Source organism: uncultured Kordia sp. (assembly GCF_947496985.1).
Taxonomy (GTDB): Bacteria; Bacteroidota; Bacteroidia; order Flavobacteriales; family Flavobacteriaceae; genus Kordia.
Map to the genome: position 1 here is coordinate 77,640 of NZ_CANMEZ010000004.1, position 19,545 is coordinate 97,184.

16 protein-coding genes and 1 tRNA gene are annotated in these 19,545 nt (G+C 33.4%); 10 read left to right on the forward strand and 7 right to left on the reverse strand.

The window, feature by feature from the left end; genetic code table 11:
- Positions 1-46: 46 nt before the first annotated feature.
- On the reverse strand, positions 47-1,750 hold the full coding sequence (ggt, locus tag Q0828_RS11530) for a gamma-glutamyltransferase (protein WP_298420741.1): 1,704 nt from the start codon (positions 1,748-1,750) through the stop codon (positions 47-49).
- Between the two features lie 10 nt (positions 1,751-1,760).
- A complete protein-coding gene (locus tag Q0828_RS11535; protein WP_298420742.1) occupies positions 1,761-2,345 on the reverse strand; it encodes an acyl carrier protein phosphodiesterase in 585 nt (194 codons plus the stop codon).
- Between the two features lie 58 nt (positions 2,346-2,403).
- Here Q0828_RS11535 and Q0828_RS11540 point away from each other — a divergent pair, with 58 nt between their 5' ends.
- The 3 genes from Q0828_RS11540 to Q0828_RS11550 all read left to right on the forward strand — a co-directional run bounded on the left by Q0828_RS11540 (position 2,404) and on the right by Q0828_RS11550 (position 5,930).
- Positions 2,404-3,465 carry an acyltransferase gene (locus tag Q0828_RS11540; RefSeq protein WP_298420744.1) on the forward strand — a complete coding sequence of 354 codons (1,062 nt, stop codon included), beginning with the start codon at positions 2,404-2,406 and terminating at the stop codon, positions 3,463-3,465.
- Between the two features lie 7 nt (positions 3,466-3,472).
- Positions 3,473-4,861: a phosphoglucosamine mutase gene (glmM, locus tag Q0828_RS11545; RefSeq protein WP_298420746.1), complete on the forward strand. Its 1,389-nt coding sequence runs from the start codon at positions 3,473-3,475 to the stop codon at positions 4,859-4,861.
- Positions 4,862-5,459: 598 nt separating this feature from the next.
- A complete protein-coding gene (locus Q0828_RS11550; RefSeq protein ID WP_298420748.1) occupies positions 5,460-5,930 on the forward strand; it encodes a hypothetical protein in 471 nt (156 codons plus the stop codon).
- On the opposite strand, the gene Q0828_RS11555 is transcribed toward Q0828_RS11550, so the two are convergent.
- The gene (locus tag Q0828_RS11555) at positions 5,931-6,827 is read right to left on the reverse strand and encodes a lysophospholipid acyltransferase family protein (RefSeq protein WP_298420750.1); all 897 of its coding nucleotides are present in this window, start codon (positions 6,825-6,827) and stop codon (positions 5,931-5,933) included. It lies immediately after the preceding gene.
- A 56-nt stretch (positions 6,828-6,883) separates the two neighbouring features.
- On the opposite strand from Q0828_RS11555, the gene Q0828_RS11560 reads away from it, so the two are divergent.
- Positions 6,884-7,534 (forward strand): rhomboid family intramembrane serine protease, encoded by a 651-nt coding sequence (locus tag Q0828_RS11560; protein ID WP_298420752.1) that lies wholly within the window; start codon positions 6,884-6,886, stop codon positions 7,532-7,534.
- A 12-nt stretch (positions 7,535-7,546) separates the two neighbouring features.
- Positions 7,547-8,695 carry a hypothetical protein gene (locus Q0828_RS11565; protein ID WP_298420754.1) on the forward strand — a complete coding sequence of 383 codons (1,149 nt, stop codon included), beginning with the start codon at positions 7,547-7,549 and terminating at the stop codon, positions 8,693-8,695.
- A 106-nt stretch (positions 8,696-8,801) separates the two neighbouring features.
- On the opposite strand, the gene Q0828_RS11570 is transcribed toward Q0828_RS11565, so the two are convergent.
- The 3 genes from Q0828_RS11570 to Q0828_RS11580 all read right to left on the reverse strand — a co-directional run bounded on the left by Q0828_RS11570 (position 8,802) and on the right by Q0828_RS11580 (position 10,740).
- A tRNA-Tyr gene (locus Q0828_RS11570) sits at positions 8,802-8,883 on the reverse strand.
- 152 nt (positions 8,884-9,035) lie between these two features.
- Positions 9,036-10,187 carry a TlpA disulfide reductase family protein gene (locus Q0828_RS11575; RefSeq protein WP_298420756.1) on the reverse strand — a complete coding sequence of 384 codons (1,152 nt, stop codon included), beginning with the start codon at positions 10,185-10,187 and terminating at the stop codon, positions 9,036-9,038.
- Between the two features lie 79 nt (positions 10,188-10,266).
- Positions 10,267-10,740, reverse strand: coding sequence for a hypothetical protein (locus tag Q0828_RS11580; protein ID WP_298420758.1), 474 nt, complete (start codon positions 10,738-10,740; stop codon positions 10,267-10,269).
- 193 nt (positions 10,741-10,933) lie between these two features.
- Between Q0828_RS11580 and Q0828_RS11585 the strand changes: the two genes are divergently transcribed.
- Positions 10,934-13,852 (forward strand): FAD-binding and (Fe-S)-binding domain-containing protein, encoded by a 2,919-nt coding sequence (locus tag Q0828_RS11585; RefSeq protein ID WP_298420760.1) that lies wholly within the window; start codon positions 10,934-10,936, stop codon positions 13,850-13,852.
- 112 nt (positions 13,853-13,964) lie between these two features.
- On the opposite strand, the gene Q0828_RS11590 is transcribed toward Q0828_RS11585, so the two are convergent.
- The gene (locus Q0828_RS11590; protein WP_298420762.1) at positions 13,965-14,801 is read right to left on the reverse strand and encodes a UDP-2,3-diacylglucosamine diphosphatase; all 837 of its coding nucleotides are present in this window, start codon (positions 14,799-14,801) and stop codon (positions 13,965-13,967) included.
- A gap of 184 nt (positions 14,802-14,985) precedes the next feature.
- Here Q0828_RS11590 and aroC point away from each other — a divergent pair, with 184 nt between their 5' ends.
- From aroC to Q0828_RS11610, 4 genes are all read left to right on the forward strand, one after another.
- Entirely contained in the window at positions 14,986-16,056 is a 1,071-nt protein-coding gene (aroC, locus tag Q0828_RS11595) for a chorismate synthase (protein WP_298420764.1), read from the forward strand.
- A 27-nt stretch (positions 16,057-16,083) separates the two neighbouring features.
- Complete coding sequence (locus tag Q0828_RS11600) at positions 16,084-17,532, forward strand: dicarboxylate/amino acid:cation symporter (protein WP_298420766.1); 1,449 nt, start codon at positions 16,084-16,086, stop codon at positions 17,530-17,532.
- Positions 17,533-17,596: 64 nt separating this feature from the next.
- Positions 17,597-18,628, forward strand: a complete 1,032-nt coding sequence (gshB, locus tag Q0828_RS11605; protein WP_298420768.1) for a glutathione synthase — start codon at positions 17,597-17,599, stop codon at positions 18,626-18,628.
- Complete coding sequence (locus tag Q0828_RS11610) at positions 18,628-19,449, forward strand: sulfurtransferase (protein WP_298420770.1); 822 nt, start codon at positions 18,628-18,630, stop codon at positions 19,447-19,449. The genes gshB and Q0828_RS11610 overlap by 1 nt, the downstream gene beginning before the upstream one ends.
- Positions 19,450-19,545: the final 96 nt, after the last annotated feature.

A 19,545-nucleotide genomic window follows, 5' to 3' on the forward strand; every position in this document is an offset into this window, starting at 1 on the left:
AATCAAGCTAAACTATTTAAAAATTTGAATTGTAGATTTATAATGTCTAAAATCCAACAGCTTTATCATCACCTCTTGGGTCTGCGCCACCTTCTAGTTTTCCATCTGGTAATACCAAAACACCTTCTACTTTTCCAATAACGATGCTTTCGCTTACGTCAATTGTATAACCAAGTTGTTCCAACTCTTTTTGAATCGTTTCACTAAATCCTCCTGGTTCCATCTTTACAGTATCTGGCAACCACTGATGATGAAATCGTGGTTGATTGATGGCTTCTTGCATGCCCATATCATATTCATGAACATTTAAAATAGTTTGCAAAACAGACGTAATAATTGTTGATCCACCTGGTGTGCCCACAACCATATATAATTTTCCGTTTTTCTCAACAATTGTTGGAGTCATTGAGCTTAACATGCGTTTTTCAGGCGCAATACTATTCGCTTCAGCTCCTATGAGTCCAAACATATTTGGAATGCCTGGTTTTGCACTAAAATCGTCCATTTCATTATTTAAAAAGAAACCTAACGCTTCACAAAATAATTTTGAGCCATATGCGCCATTAATTGTGGTTGTTACGGAAACCGCATTTCCAAACTGATCAACGATAGAGTAGTGCGTCGTTTCATCACTTTCTACAATTTCTATGTTTCCATGTGAAACTTCCGAAGAAGGCGTCGCTTTTTCAAAAGAAAAGGATTGCATGCGTTTATTTAAATATGCCTCACTAAGTAAAGTTTCTATTGGAATGCTTACAAAATCAGGATCACCTAAAAAATGACTTCTATCTGCATACGCACGACGTTCTGCTTCTGTAATCAATTGAATAGATTTTTTAGTATTGTGCCCAAATGTGTCTAAGTCGTATGGTTCAATGGCTTTCATGATTTCAGCCAAACATATTCCTCCACTTGATGGCGGCGACATAGATATTACGCGCAAATCATCATAAGTAAATGTTACAGGTGTTCGCCATTGTGCTTCATATTTTGCCAAATCTTCCATCGTCATGATGCCACCAGATTTCTGCATGAAATCAACTAGTTTTTGTGCGGTTTCACCTTTATAAAATTCGTCACGTCCATTTTGTTGTATGCGTTCTAAGGTTTTTGCAAGTTGAATACGTTTAATGGTATCATTTGCTTTCCAAGCTTTGGCTAGAAAGAAATTAGAGTCGTTTACTTTTAGGAAGTATTTACGATATTTGCTTAAACGATCTTCTTGTTTTTTGGTTACAATTACTCCTTTCTTTGCCAACGCAATTACTGGAGTAATGATATCTTTCATCGGTAATTTTCCATATTTGTCATGTGACGCGTAAATTCCAGCAATATTTCCAGGAATTCCTACTGCCATTGCGCCAAGTGTACTTTTATTAGGAATAATACTATCTGTTTCCGGGTTGATATACATGTTTTTAGTAGCTGCTAAAGGTGCTTTTTCACGAAAATCTAACGCACCAATGTTGCCATCTTGTAAGCGGTATACCATAAATCCGCCACCGCCCAAACTTCCTGCATACGGATAGGCAACTGCTAATGCTAATTCCATTCCAGCCATGGCATCAAAAGCATTTCCGCCTTGTTGAAGAATTATATTACCAATTTTAGAAACTTCTTCACGTGCAGAAACGACCATTGCATTTTCTGAAACTACACCAACAATTTTAGCTTCAGGTTTTTGTGATTGTTCTTTTTTGCAAGAAAAGAGCAATACACTAAAAACGGTAATAAGTATTATGTTTTTCATGGAGGTATATTTATAATTCGGTTATTTTTTGTTTGGAAAATTCGATCAATTCATTAAAAAAAGAAGTGAATTCGGCTTCAAATTCATCATAAAATTCTTGAAGTTCTACAACAGCTAAATTCATTTTAGAACGGTTTTGCGTACGTCTGTTCATTCCTTCTAAAACCTTTGTAATTCCTTCAATAGAAGCATAACTTACCAACCAATTGTCATGAATCATGTGTGGAAGCAGACGTTGTACATTGAGCGGAAGTATGTCAAAATTGTCTTCTAGCAAGTGATAAAAATCATCGACAAACGTTTCAAGTGGAATATCGGAATAGGTTTTCCAGTTTTTTGCCAAAAAGTGATCGTACAGAATATCTACAATAACACCACTGTAATGACTGTAGTTTTTGTGTAAACGCCTGGTGCTTTGACGCACTGTCGGATGCGCATCCGTAAACGTATCAATATGTCTATGTAATAGAATACCACGTTGAATTTGAGCAGGGTAATTTTTATATTTCTTTCCGCGAATGCTGTCAGCTATAAAATTTCCAATTTTAATTTCGTCGTCATTATGAGAAAGATAAATGTGTGCTAAGAAGTTCATTTGTTAAAATTAATAAGAATATTTTTCTAAGAATATTATATTTGTAAAAAAAACGTACTTGACACTTCCAAATTTAAATCCATTGCGCTTCATATTGGCGTTTCTTGTGATGCTTGTCCATATTCCTGAGTTCTTTAGAAATCGAGATTTACCGTACTTTAACGATGGAATTATTTTTCATAGAGGAGTAGAAGCTGTATATGTTTTCTTTGTGCTAAGTGGCTTTTTAATTATTCGATTGCTTTATAGAGAAGTTCATGATAACGGAAAAATAGATATCAAAAAGTTTTATATGCGGCGTATATTAAGGATTTACCCGTTATATTTCGTCATTCTAATTTCAGGCTTTTTATATTATAATGTCGTCTTGGATTTAGCGGGAATTCCTTATGAGAATGATTATAACCTAGTAAATGCCTTACTATTATATACATTTTTCTTGCCCAATGTAGGAACAGCACTATATCATCCTGGTGGCGCTATTGAAATATTGTGGTCAATAGGAATAGAAGAACAGTTCTATTTGATAATTCCGCCAATGCTATTGTTTTTACGAAAGAAATTCTTTGTCAAATTCTTTATCATCTTTACGGTGATTTACTTTGCTATTTTTGCGAGTAATATTTTCCCTTTTTTACAGCGTTTTGACTTTTTATACTTTTATTTCTCTGCAGGTGGTTTATTGGCAGTACTTCATGAAAGATATGACCTAGGGAATAAGATGCATAAATATTTAAAATTTGCCATTTTAATAGCTTTTCTACTGTATTTTTGTACAGATATTATCAAAGGAATTAACCTAAATTTATATCACTTTATAAGCATGATATTGTTTAGTTTTGTAATATTGACCTTAAGTTACAAACCTGTGATCAACATACGGAATGCTCCATTAAATTATTTAGGGAAAATTTCGTACGGAATATATATGTATCATCCCTTAGTGATGCAGTTGATAGGATTGATATTACTTAAATTAGTAGCCAAAATTGACATGCCAGACATCTTGATTGTCATACTTTCGTATGGACTCGTGTTTGGAGTAACTTTTATAGTATCGCATTTTTCATATGTGTACTTTGAAAAACCATTTTTAAAACTAAAAAATAAATTTAGATAAGATAATTATGACTTTAATCAAATCAATTTCAGGAATTCGTGGAACTATCGGAGGAAATGTTGGAGAAAATTTAACGCCAATTGATGCAGTAAAATTTGCAAGTGCTTACGGAACTTGGTTGAAAAAAGAATATAACAAATCAAAACTTACAGTAGTTATTGGTAGAGATGCCAGAATTTCTGGAGCAATGATTCAGAGTTTGGTGGTTAATACATTAGTTGGTTTAGGTATTGATGTAATCGATTTAGATTTATCTACAACACCAACAGTTGAAGTAGCTGTTCCGTTAGAAAATGCCGATGGAGGAATTATTTTAACAGCAAGTCACAACCCAAAACAATGGAATGCTTTAAAATTACTTAATCATAAAGGAGAATTTTTAAATGGTGCTGATGGTGCTCAAATTTTAGAGATTGCAGAAAGTGATGATTTTGATTTTGCAGATGTAGATGATTTAGGAACTGTAACACCAAATGATACATACATTACAAAGCATATTGAAGAAGTATTAAACCTCCCATTAGTAGATGTAGAGGCTATTAAAAAAGCAAACTTTAAAGTGGTTGTTGATGGTGTGAATTCTACGGGAGGAATTGCAATTCCACAGTTATTGCGAGCATTAAATGTAGATGTTATAGAATTATACTGTGAGCCAAACGGACATTTTCCTCACAATCCAGAACCATTAAAAGAACATTTAACAGATATCTCAGAATTAGTAGTCAAAGAAAAAGCTGATTTCGGAGTGGTGGTTGATCCAGATGTTGATCGTTTGGCATTTATTTGTGACGACGGAGAGATGTTTGGAGAAGAATACACTTTAGTTGCTTGTGCAGATTATGTTTTAGGAAAGGTAAAAGGAAATACAGTTTCTAATTTATCATCTTCAAGAGCGTTGCGTGATGTGACTGAAAAGCATGGCGGAACATATCAAGCAAGTGCTGTAGGTGAAGTAAATGTCGTAATTAAAATGAAAGATACTAACGCTGTGATTGGTGGAGAAGGAAATGGAGGAATCATTTACCCTGATTCACATTACGGACGTGATTCACTAGTTGGAGTTGCTTTATTTTTAACACATTTAGCAGAAAAGAAAATGACCGTACGTGAATTACGTGATAGTTATCCAAGTTATTTTATGAGTAAAAATAAAATTCAATTAACGCCACAGTTAGACGTTGATGGAATTTTAAAAGCAATGGAAGAAAAATACACAAATGAAGATGTAACTACGATTGATGGTGTAAAAATTGACTTTGCTGAGAATTGGGTACACTTGCGTAAATCAAATACAGAACCAATTATCAGAATCTATACAGAAGCAAAATCACAACAAGAAGCAGATGGTTTAGCACAGCGAATCATTAAAGAAATTGAAGCGATCGCAAATCTGTAAACATTGTTAAAATCATACAAAGAAAGCTGTCCATTTGGATGGCTTTTTTTAGTTAAATTAGTGATTTAAAAGTGAATTTTAGCAAAACGATAAATTGAGAAGAAGTTTTTTATGATAACATATTTAAGAATTGATAAAATTCAACGTTTTGTTTATGCTGGGATTTTATTGTTGTGGATATTTTTAGGGGTAAACTTTTTAAAGTATAAATATGGTTTTAGCCCAGTCATAATAGATGAGTATCTTTTTGCAATTATGGTTATTCTACTATTAATTGGATCAATAGTATTTAACAGAAAAGTATTTTGGGGAGTTAATCTGATAATAACTTTAATACATGCATTTTGGACTTCTTATAAAATTATATTTTGTGCATTAGCAAATTTTCATAGTAATTATGCGCAAGATTCTTATTGGGTATTCAAGGATAGTGTAATTTCCATATCATTAATTTTTATTTCTTTTCTTGTATCTTGGATAATTTGGAAAATGAAACCTATTAAGTAAAAGAATATTTGTTAAGATTGAACGTTCCGAAATGTAACAAATAATTCAAATTCGCTACTTATATATAAAATTGCAAAACTACACTACATTTATGGAAACCACCTATACACTTTGGAAAGAGCAAGCGATTCGTAGCATTGAAGAAAAAACTGCTTCGTTTTCTGAAATACTACATAAAAAAATAGAAACAGCCTATTTAAAAAGATTGTTGGAAAAAATGTCTACACATGCAGCTTCTCCTGAAGCATTAATTACTTTTCAGAAACAAATGGATGTGCTTATTGAAGCAATTCCGTCCAAATTTGATTTTGAAAACAAAATTGTACGTCGCAATTTCATGAAAAAGAAAGCTACTATTAAAAACACAGCTACTTCTAAGCATAAATTAGTGACCAAAGGATATTATATTAGCATGTGGATGGGGCTAGGTATAGGATTGGGAATGCCCTGGGGCGTTGCATTTGGTAACATAGCTTTAGGCTTGCCAATTGGTTTGGCAATAGGTGTTGCTATCGGAAGTTCTTTAGATGCCAAAGCAGCAAAAGAAGGTAGAGTAGTATAGCTATTTTTGGTATTCTGGCGGTACTTTATCTCTGTGCTTCCAACGTTTGTGAACCCAATAATAATATTCTGGAGCTTCGTGTAATTGTTTTTCTAACTCTCTGTAGAATAATTCAGTAGGTTCGTTTTTAGGATAGTTTTTTATTCCTTCTGGTGTTAGTGGATTAAAAGTTGCTTTGTAGTGTCCACGTTTTACTTTTTCAATCTTAAAATAAATAAAAGGCATATTTGCTTTACGAGCTAATACTTCAAAACCATTAAAACAAGGAACAGTAATATTCATAAAATCAGTCCAATAATAATTTGGCAATGGTTTTGGTGATTGATCACTTACCATGTAATAAATACCCAATACATCGTTATCTTGATTTTTCCTGATGGTTTTAAACGTGTTTTTTGTGGTAATTAATGTAGAATCTCGCTTTTCACGAATATCACGGACAAGTTTATCAAAATACTTGTTAGTTAGTCTCTTATAAACGCCATAACCTTTATGTGAAACATACTCTTTCATTATATTCATCCATTCCCAATTGGCATAATGTCCAGAAACTAAAATAATACTTTGTCCTAGTTTTTCATATTCATTAATCAATTCAATATTAGTAAACACAAAGCGTTTGCGTAATTGCGCATCAGAAATTGTCAATGATTTAATCATTTCCAGAAACATATCACACAAGTGACTGTAAAACTTTTTTTCAATCTTTAAGCGTTCAGCATCACTCTTTTCAGGAAATACCAACGCCAAATTTCCACGAACTACTTTCTTTCTATAACCAATAACATAATAAACAAGTACATAGCAAAAGTCAGAAAACAAGTAAAGTAAGCGAAATGGAAGAATAGAAATCAACCAAAGAATTGGATATATAATAATGAACGCGATAAGCTGCATATGTGTGCTAAATTTTGACAAATATAGCTATATTTGACACTTAATAAAGGCTATTTATGATGAATTTAGAATTGGTGACAATAGGAATCATTATTGCAAACGTATTAGTATCTATAAAAGGATTCGATGATTATGAATTCAGAAACAAATACATCTACAATATCGGAGCTATTCAAAATGGGCAACATTACCGTATGATTACTTCAGGTTTTTTGCATGCCAATCCGCCACATTTGTTCTTTAATATGCTTACACTTTATTTCTTTGCAGATATCGTAATTTCAAATTTTGGGCAATTAAACTTTGTCCTCATCTATTTTGCAAGTCTATTATTAGGAAGTCTATTATCCTTCTTTTTTCATCAAAAAGAATATCATTATACAGCTTTGGGGGCAAGTGGTGCGGTTACAGGGATTTTGTATGCAGCAATTTTACTCTATCCAAATATGGAATTATTTATTATGTTTATTCCAATTCCTATAAAAGCATATATTTTTGGAATTCTATATCTAGTATTTTCTATTTATGGTATGAAAAAACAACTCGGAAATATTGGTCATGATGCGCATTTTGGTGGCGCTGTCGCAGGATTTGTTATCACTTTGGCACTTAGGACTAATATACTATATACAGACACATACATTGTTATTGCGATGGCTTTGCCAATTATTGCTTTGTTTGTAATGATTAAAACAGGGAAAATTTAAATCACAAGAAATATGAAGAAGTTTTTAAATAATCTAAAAAAGTACCTCATCATCTTTGTTATTACTTTGATATTTCTTGAAATAGGTTCATACATTGTTTTGAGAGTGACTTCATCTTCAAGTTCAAAAAATGCACAAACCACCTCTGCATATGTAAATATTCCCTTAACAATCTACAAACAACAAAATGAAGAAGGTATTATAGAACCTTTAAAAAAGGTTGTTGTTCCTGTAAAAGAAAATTATGAATCACGTTGGGCAAATAGGGAATTTAATATATCTGTAAAAACAAATGATAGAGGAATGCGAGATGTTGAAACACTAGAAAACCATGAAGTGGATATTGCTTTCTTTGGTGATTCTTTTACATTTGGACATGGAGTAGAAGTAGAAGATCGTTATTCGGATGTATTAGCAGATTCATTGCCAAACTTTAAAGTCGCTAATTATGGGTATTTCAGTGGTTTTCAGCCAGAACATTACGAGTATTTTATTCGAAATAATAAAGATTTAAAAGCAAAACATGTCATTGTTGGAATGTATATTGGAAACGATTTGGCTTCAGATATTCAAGAAACAAACTATGATAGAGAAACGAATAGTTTAGAAATTCCTATGCGAATGATTTCGGAAGAAGGCTCTATTTATAACGCGCCAAAATTGTATGTCTTTCCTGTAAACAAGCTTATTAAGTACAGTTACTTTACAAAATTAGTAGTGAAGATGATCAATAGATCTCACTACAGAGCGGTCTTATTTGAAAATTTATTACCTAATGTTCCCAACAGTGTAGCATTAGAAACAGGACAAGAAAGCTTGGAGAATAATAGAGGAATCATTGCGTTGCAAGAATTGGATACTATAATTGCTGAACGTGGCGGAAAATTAACTGTTTTATTAATTCCTCAGAATTATTTCTTTTCTAGGAAAAATCCGCATATTCATCCAGAATTAAAAGAGAAAATTACAGAAGTCATTGAGGGTGACAATGTGTATAAAACGATTCAAAAAGAACTTACAAAGCGAAATATTGATTTCTTTGATCCAATGCCAGTATTAAGCGAATCTTCATACTTTGATCAAGATGCACATTGGAATAAAAAAGGACATCACGAAGCTGGACAAGCGCTTGCAAATCATATTAAAAAATTACAGCAGTAGTCTTTTTTTATTGAGAGGACTTGAGATTTGATAAAGTATATCAGTTAAGGCAAATTAGATAAAAATAAAAAGAGAATTATCATAATGTATGATAATTCTCTTTTAGTGGGGAGAGCAGGATTCGAACCTGCGAAGACATAGTCAGCAGATTTACAGTCTGCCCTCGTTGGCCGCTTGAGTATCTCCCCAACGAGTATGATTTTTGTTTCAAATCGGTTGCAAATATACCATTGTTTTTTACACGTGCAAATAAAAAATGAACGTTTTTTTTGGTAAAAAACTAACTCGTTGAAAATCAGTTTTACATAATTCAAAATTCTGAATTAATTTTATGTAAAAACTATTTTCCTAATAATTCTTTCACTTTTGCTTCTAATTGCGCACCACGTAAATTTTTGGCAACAATCTCTCCTTTTTCATTCAAAATAAACGTGGCAGGAATAGAACGTACATTATAAGTTCTTGCAGTTCCATCTTTAAATCCTGCAAGATTCGAAACTTGATGCCAAGGCAAACCATCTTGTTCAATAGCTTTAATCCAATCTTGTTTTGCATTTCCTTGTCCTTGTCTTCCGTCAAGCGAAACCCCAATAATTTCTAATCCATCAGCATGATACTTATTATAAATACTTACTACATTTGGATTTTCTCTACGACAAGGTCCACACCAAGCTGCCCAGAAATCAATAATAGTTACTTTTCCTCTAATATCATACAAAGAAACAAGTTCTCCTTGCGGATTTGGTGCTTTGAAGTCAGGAGCTATAGATCCGATAGCGGCTCTTTTCATTTCCATGATTTTCTGATTCATTTCTCTAGCAACTTTCGTTTGCTTCATGTCTTCAGGAAGCTTGTCATAAAAAGCCTTTACTTCTGTAACTGGCATTACTTTATAACGTAACATACGATTCACTAATTGAATAGAGATAAAAGAATCTGGATGCTCTTTAATATAATCTTTCTGGAAATTTGTTCCTTGCGTTTCTAAATCTTTAGCTTGTTGTTTCAAAGTAGCAACAGACGCACTATCTTTAGATTTTGAAGCAACGGCATAACGCTGATTAATCGATTTAATTTTAGCAGAAAGATCTTGTGAATTTGTTACAAAATCAGTGTATTCTTGGTTGTGTTTTCCTCCAGTAATTTTTGCCTTCGATAAGCTATTTCGTTCAGCTTGAACCTTAATGTCTCCTTTTTCAATAATAAAATTTATATTTCCTTGTGCCCCATTTATATAAATGAATCCCATTTCAGGAACATCAGAAGTACCATAAAAAGTAAATTTGCCATTTTGTACAATAGCAGTGTCTCTTGAGACTGGTTGTCCTTGCTCATTTCGCACTTTTAAAAATGCACGCATACCATCAGGCATACCATCAATAGTAGTTTCTACTGCGTATGAATTATCTCTGTTGTCTTCTTCTTGTTTTCCTCCGCAAGAAGTGAATAAGAACATACCTGCAACACATGCGATTAAAAATACTTTTTTCACGTTTGTATACATTTTTATAGACTAAATTTAAAAGTTAAGTCGCAAATTTAACTAAATGTATATAATTACGCTAGTAAAATTAAAATTGATAGCGAATCCCTAGAGCTAGGTCAAAATCTAAATCATTATTAAATCCATCAACAAAACCAATTTCAGGTCTAAAATCAAGGGAAAGTATCAGTGGGAAATCAAAATCATATTCAATACCAACATCTCCAGCTACAAAAGCATAAAAACCGTCATTTGTAGCGCCTCTATTGCTATTCCAACTTCCTAATCCGCCACCAGCACCTGCGTACCAGTTAAATCCACCATCAATATTCCAAACCCATTGGTACAATCCAGTTAATTTGTACGCGTCATAATCATCATTATCTTTCCAACCCAAATCGAGCTCTATTCTATTCGTATTACTCAATCCAAGTTGGTATGAAATTTCGGTTCCAAAACCATTATTACCACCAAGGCGCAATCCAATTGCATGATCTGAAATGTCTTGCGCTGTGGCTACATATCCAAAAAATAAAATACTCAAAATCACTAACTTTTTCATCTGTTTTCTATTTATTTTGTTGTTGTTATTGGATGAAATTAACCAATATCGTGCCAGTTTTAATTGACAGATACTTTATGAGGATTTCATCTGTTGATATTTTATAATTATTCTTAGTTTGATTCTAGTATTATAACTAAAAAAATAAGTTTATATTGCTGAAAAAATAAGGAATAGCGATCAAATTAGTGGCATGAATACAAAACTAGAAGTCTTAAAAAATAATTTATCAGGAACGCTTTTTTATGATGATTTGCACAAAATACTATATGCTACTGATGCGTCTGTTTATCGTAAAATTCCATTAGCAGTTGCGTATCCGAAAGATACGGAAGATCTAAAAAAACTTATTGACTTTGCTACAAAAGAAAATGTATCACTCATTCCTCGTACTGCCGGAACTTCGCTGGCAGGACAATGTGTTGGAGAAGGAATTGTAGTTGATGTATCTAAACACTTTACCAGAATATTAGATATAAATGAAACGGAACAAACGGTTACGGTTGAGCCCGGAGTTGTACGTGATGAATTAAATCAATACCTAAAACCATTTGGATTATTTTTTGGACCAAATACATCAACATCAAATCGTTGTATGATTGGTGGAATGGTTGGAAATAACTCATCTGGGACAACATCTATTCAATATGGCGTTACGCGTGATAAAGTATTATCGCTAGAAACCTTATTGTCTGACGGAAGTGAAGCTACTTTTGAAACAATTTCCACAGAAACATTTCACGAAAAAAGAGCACAAGAATCATTAGAGGGAAACATCTATCAAAAAATATACGAAACACTTAGCGATTCCAATAATCAAGCACGAATTCGAATTGAATTCCCAAAACCTGAAATTCATCGACGAAATACAGGATATGCCATTGATAAATTACTACATTTTGCACCTTTTAACAAAGAAAGTGATCGCTTTGATATGTGTAAACTCCTTTCAGGGAGTGAAGGGACACTAGCATTTACCACAAAAATAAAACTTAAGCTAGATGTGTTGCCACCTAAACATCATTGTGTGGTTGCTGCACATTATGAAAGTATTGAAGACTGTTTACAATCGGTTTCTTTGACCATGAAACACAATTTGTACACTTGCGAAATGATGGACAAAATCATTTTAGACTGTACAAAGTCAAATCTGGCACAAGCCAAAAATAGATTCTTCGTAGAAGGCGATCCACAATCGATTTTACTACTAGAATTACGCTCAACAGACGAAAATGACTTAGTAGAACAAACAAAAGCGTTAGTGACTTCTTTGCAAGAAGAAGGAAAAAGTTATCATTATCCAATTCTGAAGGGAAAAGAAATTGGCAAAGCGATGGAATTACGCAAAGCAGGTTTGGGATTGTTAGGAAACATCATTGGCGACCGAAAAGCAGTCGCATGTATTGAAGATACAGCAGTCGCCTTGCCTGATTTAGCGCCATATATTGCGGAGTTTTCCGAGTTGATGAAGAAATATGAGCAGCAAGCTGTCTATTACGCACATGCTGGCGCTGGAGAATTGCATTTACGTCCAATTTTAAATTTAAAGAAACAGGAAGATGTGGTTTTGTTTCGAAAAATTACGCATGATGTGGCCAAATTGGTCAAAAAATACAAAGGTTCATTTAGTGGAGAACATGGAGATGGAATTGTACGTGCGGAATTTATTCCAATAATGATAGGAGAGAAGAACTATGAATTACTGAAAGAAGTGAAACAGGTTTTTGATCCGAATAACATATTCAATCCAGGGAAAATAGTAGATGCGGCAAAGATGGACACGTCTTTACGTTACGAAATTGATAGAAAAGAACCAGCAATAGAAACACTCTTCGATTTTACGGATAGTGAAGGAATTTTGCGAGCAGCCGAGAAATGTAATGGCTCTGGAGATTGTAGAAAACCAGCTTCTTTTTCGGGAACCATGTGTCCAAGTTACAGAGCAACAAAAGATGAAAAAGATACAACACGCGCACGTGCAAATGCATTGCGTGAATTTTTAACTCAATCAGAGAAAGAAAACAAATTTGATCATACAGAATTAAAAGAAGTTTTTGACTTATGTCTAAGTTGTAAAGCCTGTGCAAGCGAATGCCCAAGTAATGTAGATGTAGCTGCCTTAAAAGCGGAATTTTTGCATCAATATTACAAATCAAACCCACCAACATATCGTGATAAAATGTTTGCGTTTTCAACAAAATCAAACAAATTAGCCAGTAAGTTTTCGGGACTTTCCAACTTTGCAAAAAAGAATGATTTCACTTCAAAAATTATTAAAAAACGATTAGGGGTAGCACAAGAACGAACATTGCCTTTGAGTTCAAGTAAAACTTTAGATAGGATAATTCAAAAAACATTAAATAAGTTAAATAAAAACATTTCAAAATCTAAGAAGGTATATATTTTTAATGACGAATTCACAAACTATTTAGAATCAGAAATTGGACAGGATGCATTAACTGTATTATCAAAATTAGGATACGAAATCAACTATATTCCACACAAAGAAAGTGGACGAACATTTATCTCAAAAGGTTTTCTGGCGGAAGCTAAAAAAGTAGCAAATGCCAATGTAGAAATATTCAAAAATATCATTACTGAAAATGCTGTTTTAGTAGGAATTGAACCTTCAGCAATTTTAACTTTCCGTGACGAATATATTCGATTGGCAAATGATAAAGAAGGAGCAAAACAACTTGCTGAAAATGTATATCTAATCGAAGAATTTTTAGCAAAAGAAATAGCAGCTGGCGAGATTACTTCTGAAGTATTTACAAGAGAAACAAAAGACATAAAAATACATGTGCATTGTTATCAAAAATCATTGTCGAATCAGAAATGTACTTATGATATATTGAATCTTCCAGTAAACTATAAACCAACGATTATTGCTTCAGGTTGTTGTGGAATGGCAGGTTCGTTTGGGTATGAAGAAGAACATTATGAAGTTAGCATGAATGTTGGTGAGCAAACTCTGTTTCCTGCAATAAGAAAGGCTTCAATGGATACAATCTTGGCTGCGAACGGAACAAGTTGTCGTCATCAAATAAAAGACGGAACTCAGAAAGATGCTTTACATCCAATTACAATTTTGCGAAAAGCACTTTTGTAACTATTGTTGATTTATCAATTCAATTTTTCCTGACACTTAACAGTAAATCAACAAATATCCTATCATGGCAGTCGAGATATCTTTAAATTCTTGAATTGAGTGAAGCGATGACCTACTTTTTTGGCGGTTGTACAATCGTAATAGCAGCTAGTAAATCTTTATAATCCATTGATTTTAGTTCTTCATCGGCATAAAAAGCTGTAAGTCGATCTTCTGTATGGCGGTAAAGTTTCCAACGATTTTTATGATATTCCAAAGCCGTTAAGTTCTCAATCCAATCACCTGAATTTAAATATATACATGAACCTTTTCTATTGGTTTTCTTCTCCATTTGCGGTTGATGAATATGTCCACACACAACATATTCGTACCCATTGTCAATAGCTAAATCTGCAGCAACTTCCTCAAAATCATTGATATACTTTACGGCTTTTTTTACACTATTCTTAATGCGTTTAGAAAGAGAGTACTTTTCACGACCAATTTTTAATAAAAACCAGTTAATGCAACGGTTTAGAAGAATTAACATGTCATAACCCCAACTTCCCAATTTGGCAATCCATTTGGCATTTTGAATAGAAGCATCAAACACATCACCATGAAAAAACCAAGCTTTCTTTCCGTTAAGTTCTAATACGAGTTTGTCAACTAGTGAAAAATTGCCCAAAGTAGTATCTGAAAATCGTCGTAACGATTCGTCATGATTTCCTGTAATATAAACGACTTCAACGCCTTTGGTAGAAAAATCGATCAATTTCTTAATTACTTTTAAGTGAGATTTCGGAAAATAACGTTTCCTAAATTGCCAAATATCAATAATATCACCGTTCAAAATTATTTTTTTCGGATCAATACTATTCAAATACGAAAGTAATTCATTGGCATGACAACCATATGTTCCTAGATGAACATCGGATATGACAACGAGGTCTATTTTTCGTTTTTTCAAAAAATCATTTTTCACACAGCAAATAAATAACAAACCCTAAGGATTCATGAAAAAATACTGTTAAGCTTAGTTGCTTGAATGTTAATTATATATAAAGGAATTGAAGGAAATGTTAAGTTAATTTTAAGCATTAGTTGGGTTTTTAAATCTGTTAGATTAAATTTACATTTGATAAAAAAATACTATGGCAGGAAATACCTTTGGAACACTATTCAAATTGACCACTTTTGGAGAGTCACACGGAACTGCAATTGGAGGAGTAATTGATGGCTGTCCAGCAGGAATAGAATTAGATATGGGAATGATTCAAGAAGAGATGAATCGTAGAAAACCGGGACAATCAGCCATAGTAACACAACGTAAAGAACCTGATACAGTAGCTTTCTATTCAGGAATTTTTGAAGGTAAAACGACAGGAGTTCCTATCGGATTTGCGATTCACAATACCAATCAAAAATCACACGATTACTCGCACATTAAAGAAACCTATCGTCCATCTCATGCCGATTATGTATACGATCAAAAATACGGACATCGCGATTATCGTGGTGGTGGAAGAAGTTCAGCACGTGAAACAGCCTCTAGAGTAGTAGCTGGTGCAATAGCAAAACAAATGCTTTCCAATATCAAAATAAATGCTTTTGTATCTTCGGTTGGTGAAATATCTTTAGATAAATCGTATCAAGAACTCGATTTTAATCTAACAGAAAGTAATCCAGTACGTTGTCCAGATCCTGAAAAAGCAGCCGAAATGGAAGCTAAAATTAGAGAAATTCGCAAAGAAGGGGACACTATAGGAGGAATCGTTAGTTGTGTATTGCAGAATGTTCCTGTTGGTTTAGGTGAGCCTGTATTTGATAAATTACATGCAGAACTTGGCAAAGCAATGCTTTCTATCAATGCTGTAAAAGGTTTTGAATATGGAAGTGGTTTTGAAGGTGCAAAAATGAAAGGAAGTCAACACAATGATATTTTCAACGCTGACGGAACCACAAAAACGAACCTTTCTGGAGGAATTCAAGGCGGAATAAGTAACGGTATGGACATATATTTTTCTGTTGCTTTTAAACCTGTGGCAACCATTATGCAAAATCAAGAAACCATTAATAAAGATGGTAATATTGTAGAAATGCAAGGAAAAGGTCGTCACGATCCATGTGTAGTACCAAGAGCTGTTCCTATTGTAGAAGCGATGGCAGCATTAGTTTTAGCAGATTATTATTTACTAAATAAAAGTATTCACAACGCATCATAACAGATAGTATTATATAACATTAACTATATGAAGAAATTAGCATTACATTGGAAAATATTAATAGGAATGGTTTTGGGAATCATATTCTCGTTCATTCTACTTTCGACTTCTTGGGGAAGTGAAATGATTACCACAAAAACAATTCCAGCTTCCGAGCAAATAGTGCAAGAAATTGTAAATGGTGAAGTTGTAACTACTGTAAAACAAATTGATGCTAAAGAAATAAAAACGTCACGCGCTGAATATTTTATAAGTAGATGGATAAAGCCCTTCGGGACAATTTTTATCAACTTATTAAAGCTAATTGCGGTTCCGTTAATCTTAGCTTCGTTAATAAAAGGTGTATCTGATTTAAAAGATATTGCCAAAATAAAAAAGATGGGATTACGAACCATCGCGATTTATGTAGTAACGACGCTTGTTGCGATTATTATAGGTTTAGGAATTGTAAATACCATAAAACCAGGTATTGGAATGCCGCAAGAAACTATTGAAAAAATTAAAGAAAAATACGCTACTTCTGACGGAGTCAATGATAAATTACAAAAAGCTGCTGCGCAAAATGATGCAGGTCCTTTACAAGCGTTGGTTGATATATTCCCTAAAAACATATTTCAAGCATTAGGAAACGCAAAAATGCTTCAAATTATATTCTTTGCGTTATTTGTTGGAATCTGTTTATTATTAATTCCTGAAAAACAGGCAAAACCAATGATAGATATTTTTGATTCGCTCAATGAAGTCGTCATGAAAATGGTAGATTTAATCATGTTATTTGCACCATATGCGGTATTTGCATTATTAGCAAACGTTATTGTCGCCTTTGATGATCCTGAAATATTACTGAAATTACTATCGTATGGTTTATGTGTTGTTTTTGGATTGTTATTAATGATTGTATTCTATTTAGTAATTGTAAGTGTATATACCAAGAAATCACCTTTCTGGTTCTTAAAACAAATCAGTCCAGCACAGTTGTTAGCATTTTCAACAAGTTCAAGTGCTGCTACATTACCAGTGACAATGGAACGAGTTGAAGAGCATTTAGGTGTTGACAAAGAAGTTACAGGATTTGTATTGCCTGTTGGAGCTACCATTAATATGGACGGAACAAGCTTGTATCAGGCAATTGCAGCAGTATTTATAATGCAAGTATTGACACCCGAAGCCATCACACTTGAAGTGCAATTAATCATCGTATTTACAGCATTACTAGCTTCTATAGGAAGTGCAGCTGTACCAAGTGCAGGAATGGTAATGTTAGTAATTGTATTAGAATCGGTAGGGTTTGATCCAGCATTATTACCAATCGGATTAGCACTAATTTTCGCAATAGACAGACCGTTAGACATGTGTAGAACTACTGTAAACGTTACGGGAGATGCTACTGTTTCTATGCTGGTAGCAAAATCTTTAGGGAAATTACACGATTCAAAACCTAAAAATTGGGACGATAATTACCCAGTGGCAGAATAATCTAAAAAATCAATAAATTTTATATAAATTAGAAGACCAGAATAACAACCAAAAAAAATCGACTATGAATATCTGCTTCTTGATGTATCCTTGGGAAGAAATTGATCCAGAAAATGATACAAGCTTAGCATTAATAAAAGAATGCGTAAAACGAGGACATGGTGTTGCCATGTGTACACCTTCTAACTTAACAATTCGTGATAGTGTTACCAATGCTTTTTGTACCGTAATTGGAAGAATGGAAAAAACACCAAGTACGCTAAAATCATTCTATATGAAAGCCGTATTGCGTGAAGAAATGCTTCCATTAGCAGGGTTCGATGTGATATTCATGCGTGCAAATCCACCATTAGATCCAATAATGCTAAATTTCTTGGATTCTGTAAAAGATGATGTATTCATTGTAAACTCATTACAAGGAATGCGTGAAGCGAATAACAAACTATATACAGCAGCCTTTGGTGATGCTCATAGTAACATTATTCCAAATACGCATGTATCTAAAAATAAAGATTATTTAGTACAACAAATTAAAGAATCTAAAGCTGATAAAATGATTCTAAAACCATTAAATGGTTTTGGAGGTTCAGGAGTGATTTTAATTGAGAAATCTGCAATGAATAATATTAAATCATTGCTCGACTTTTATATTACAAGTGGTGATGGCTCTTCAAATTATGTAATTCTGCAAGATTATATCGAAGGTGCAGATCAAGGAGACGTTCGTATTTTGCTGTTAAATGGTGAACCAATTGGAGCCATGAAACGTGTACCTGGAACCGACGATCATCGTTCCAATGTTAGTGCTGGCGGAAGTGTGCAAAAACACACGCTTACCAAAGCAGAAAAAGCATTATGCAAACAAATTGGTCCAAAACTTGTAAATGACGGACTATATTTTGTTGGAATTGATGTGATTGGCGGAAAATTGGTTGAAGTAAATGTAATGTCACCAGGAGGAATAACGTACATAAACAAGGTGTACAAAGCAAAACTTCAAGAAAAAGTAATCGATTTTGTAGAAAGCAAAGTCGTTGATAAATTACAAGCATTTGACAGACGCGTACGATTACGTAACACAGTTGATAATGCCTAATGAACATACAACTATCTAATCCAATAGTTTCTACAGATTGGTTGCAAGAAAATTTTCATGCAACCAATCTTGTTATTTTAAATGGAACCATTCCAAAAGTTATAGGTGAAGCTTCATCTGAAACACAACAAATCACAAGCGCACGTTTTTTCGATATCAAAAAAGTATTTAGTGTTTCAAACGCACCTTTTCCAAATACAATGGTAGATGTAGTAACATTTACACAAAAAGCGCAGGAATTAGGAATAAATAAAGATAGTGCCATTATCGTATATGATGAACTAGGAATCTATGTAGCTCCACGTGTTTGGTATATGTTTAAAGCAATGGGGTTTGAAAATATAGCAGTCTTAGATGGAGGTTTTCCATTATGGAAGGCAAAAGGATATTTGTGTGAAGAAAAAAGAGTTTACAATGGTGAAAAAGGTGATTTTGAAGGAAAAGATCGTTTAGAATTATTTCGAAATTATGAAGGAATGTTGCAAGAAATTCAAAACGAGTCAAGCTTAATTCTAGATGCACGATCTTCAGCTCGATTTACAGGAAAAGTACCTGAACCAAGAAAAGGCTTACGAAGTGGTCAAATTCCAACATCGAAAAACCTTCCATATACAGAGTTATTACTGAACAATCAACTAAAATCAAAGTCAGAAATCAAAGCCATTTTTGAATCTTTGCAAACAGATAAAAAAGAGTTTGTATTTTCTTGCGGATCAGGAATTACAGCCTGTATTCTAGCATTAGCAGCAGAATATTCTGGAAATACAAACTATTCTGTATACGACGGTTCATGGACCGAATGGGGAAGTTTGTATCAATAAAAGACAATAGACATGCATATTCTAGATAAAATAAACAATAACATTTTTTACATCGCTTTATATATTTCAGTGATGTCTATCTTGGTTTATGTAACG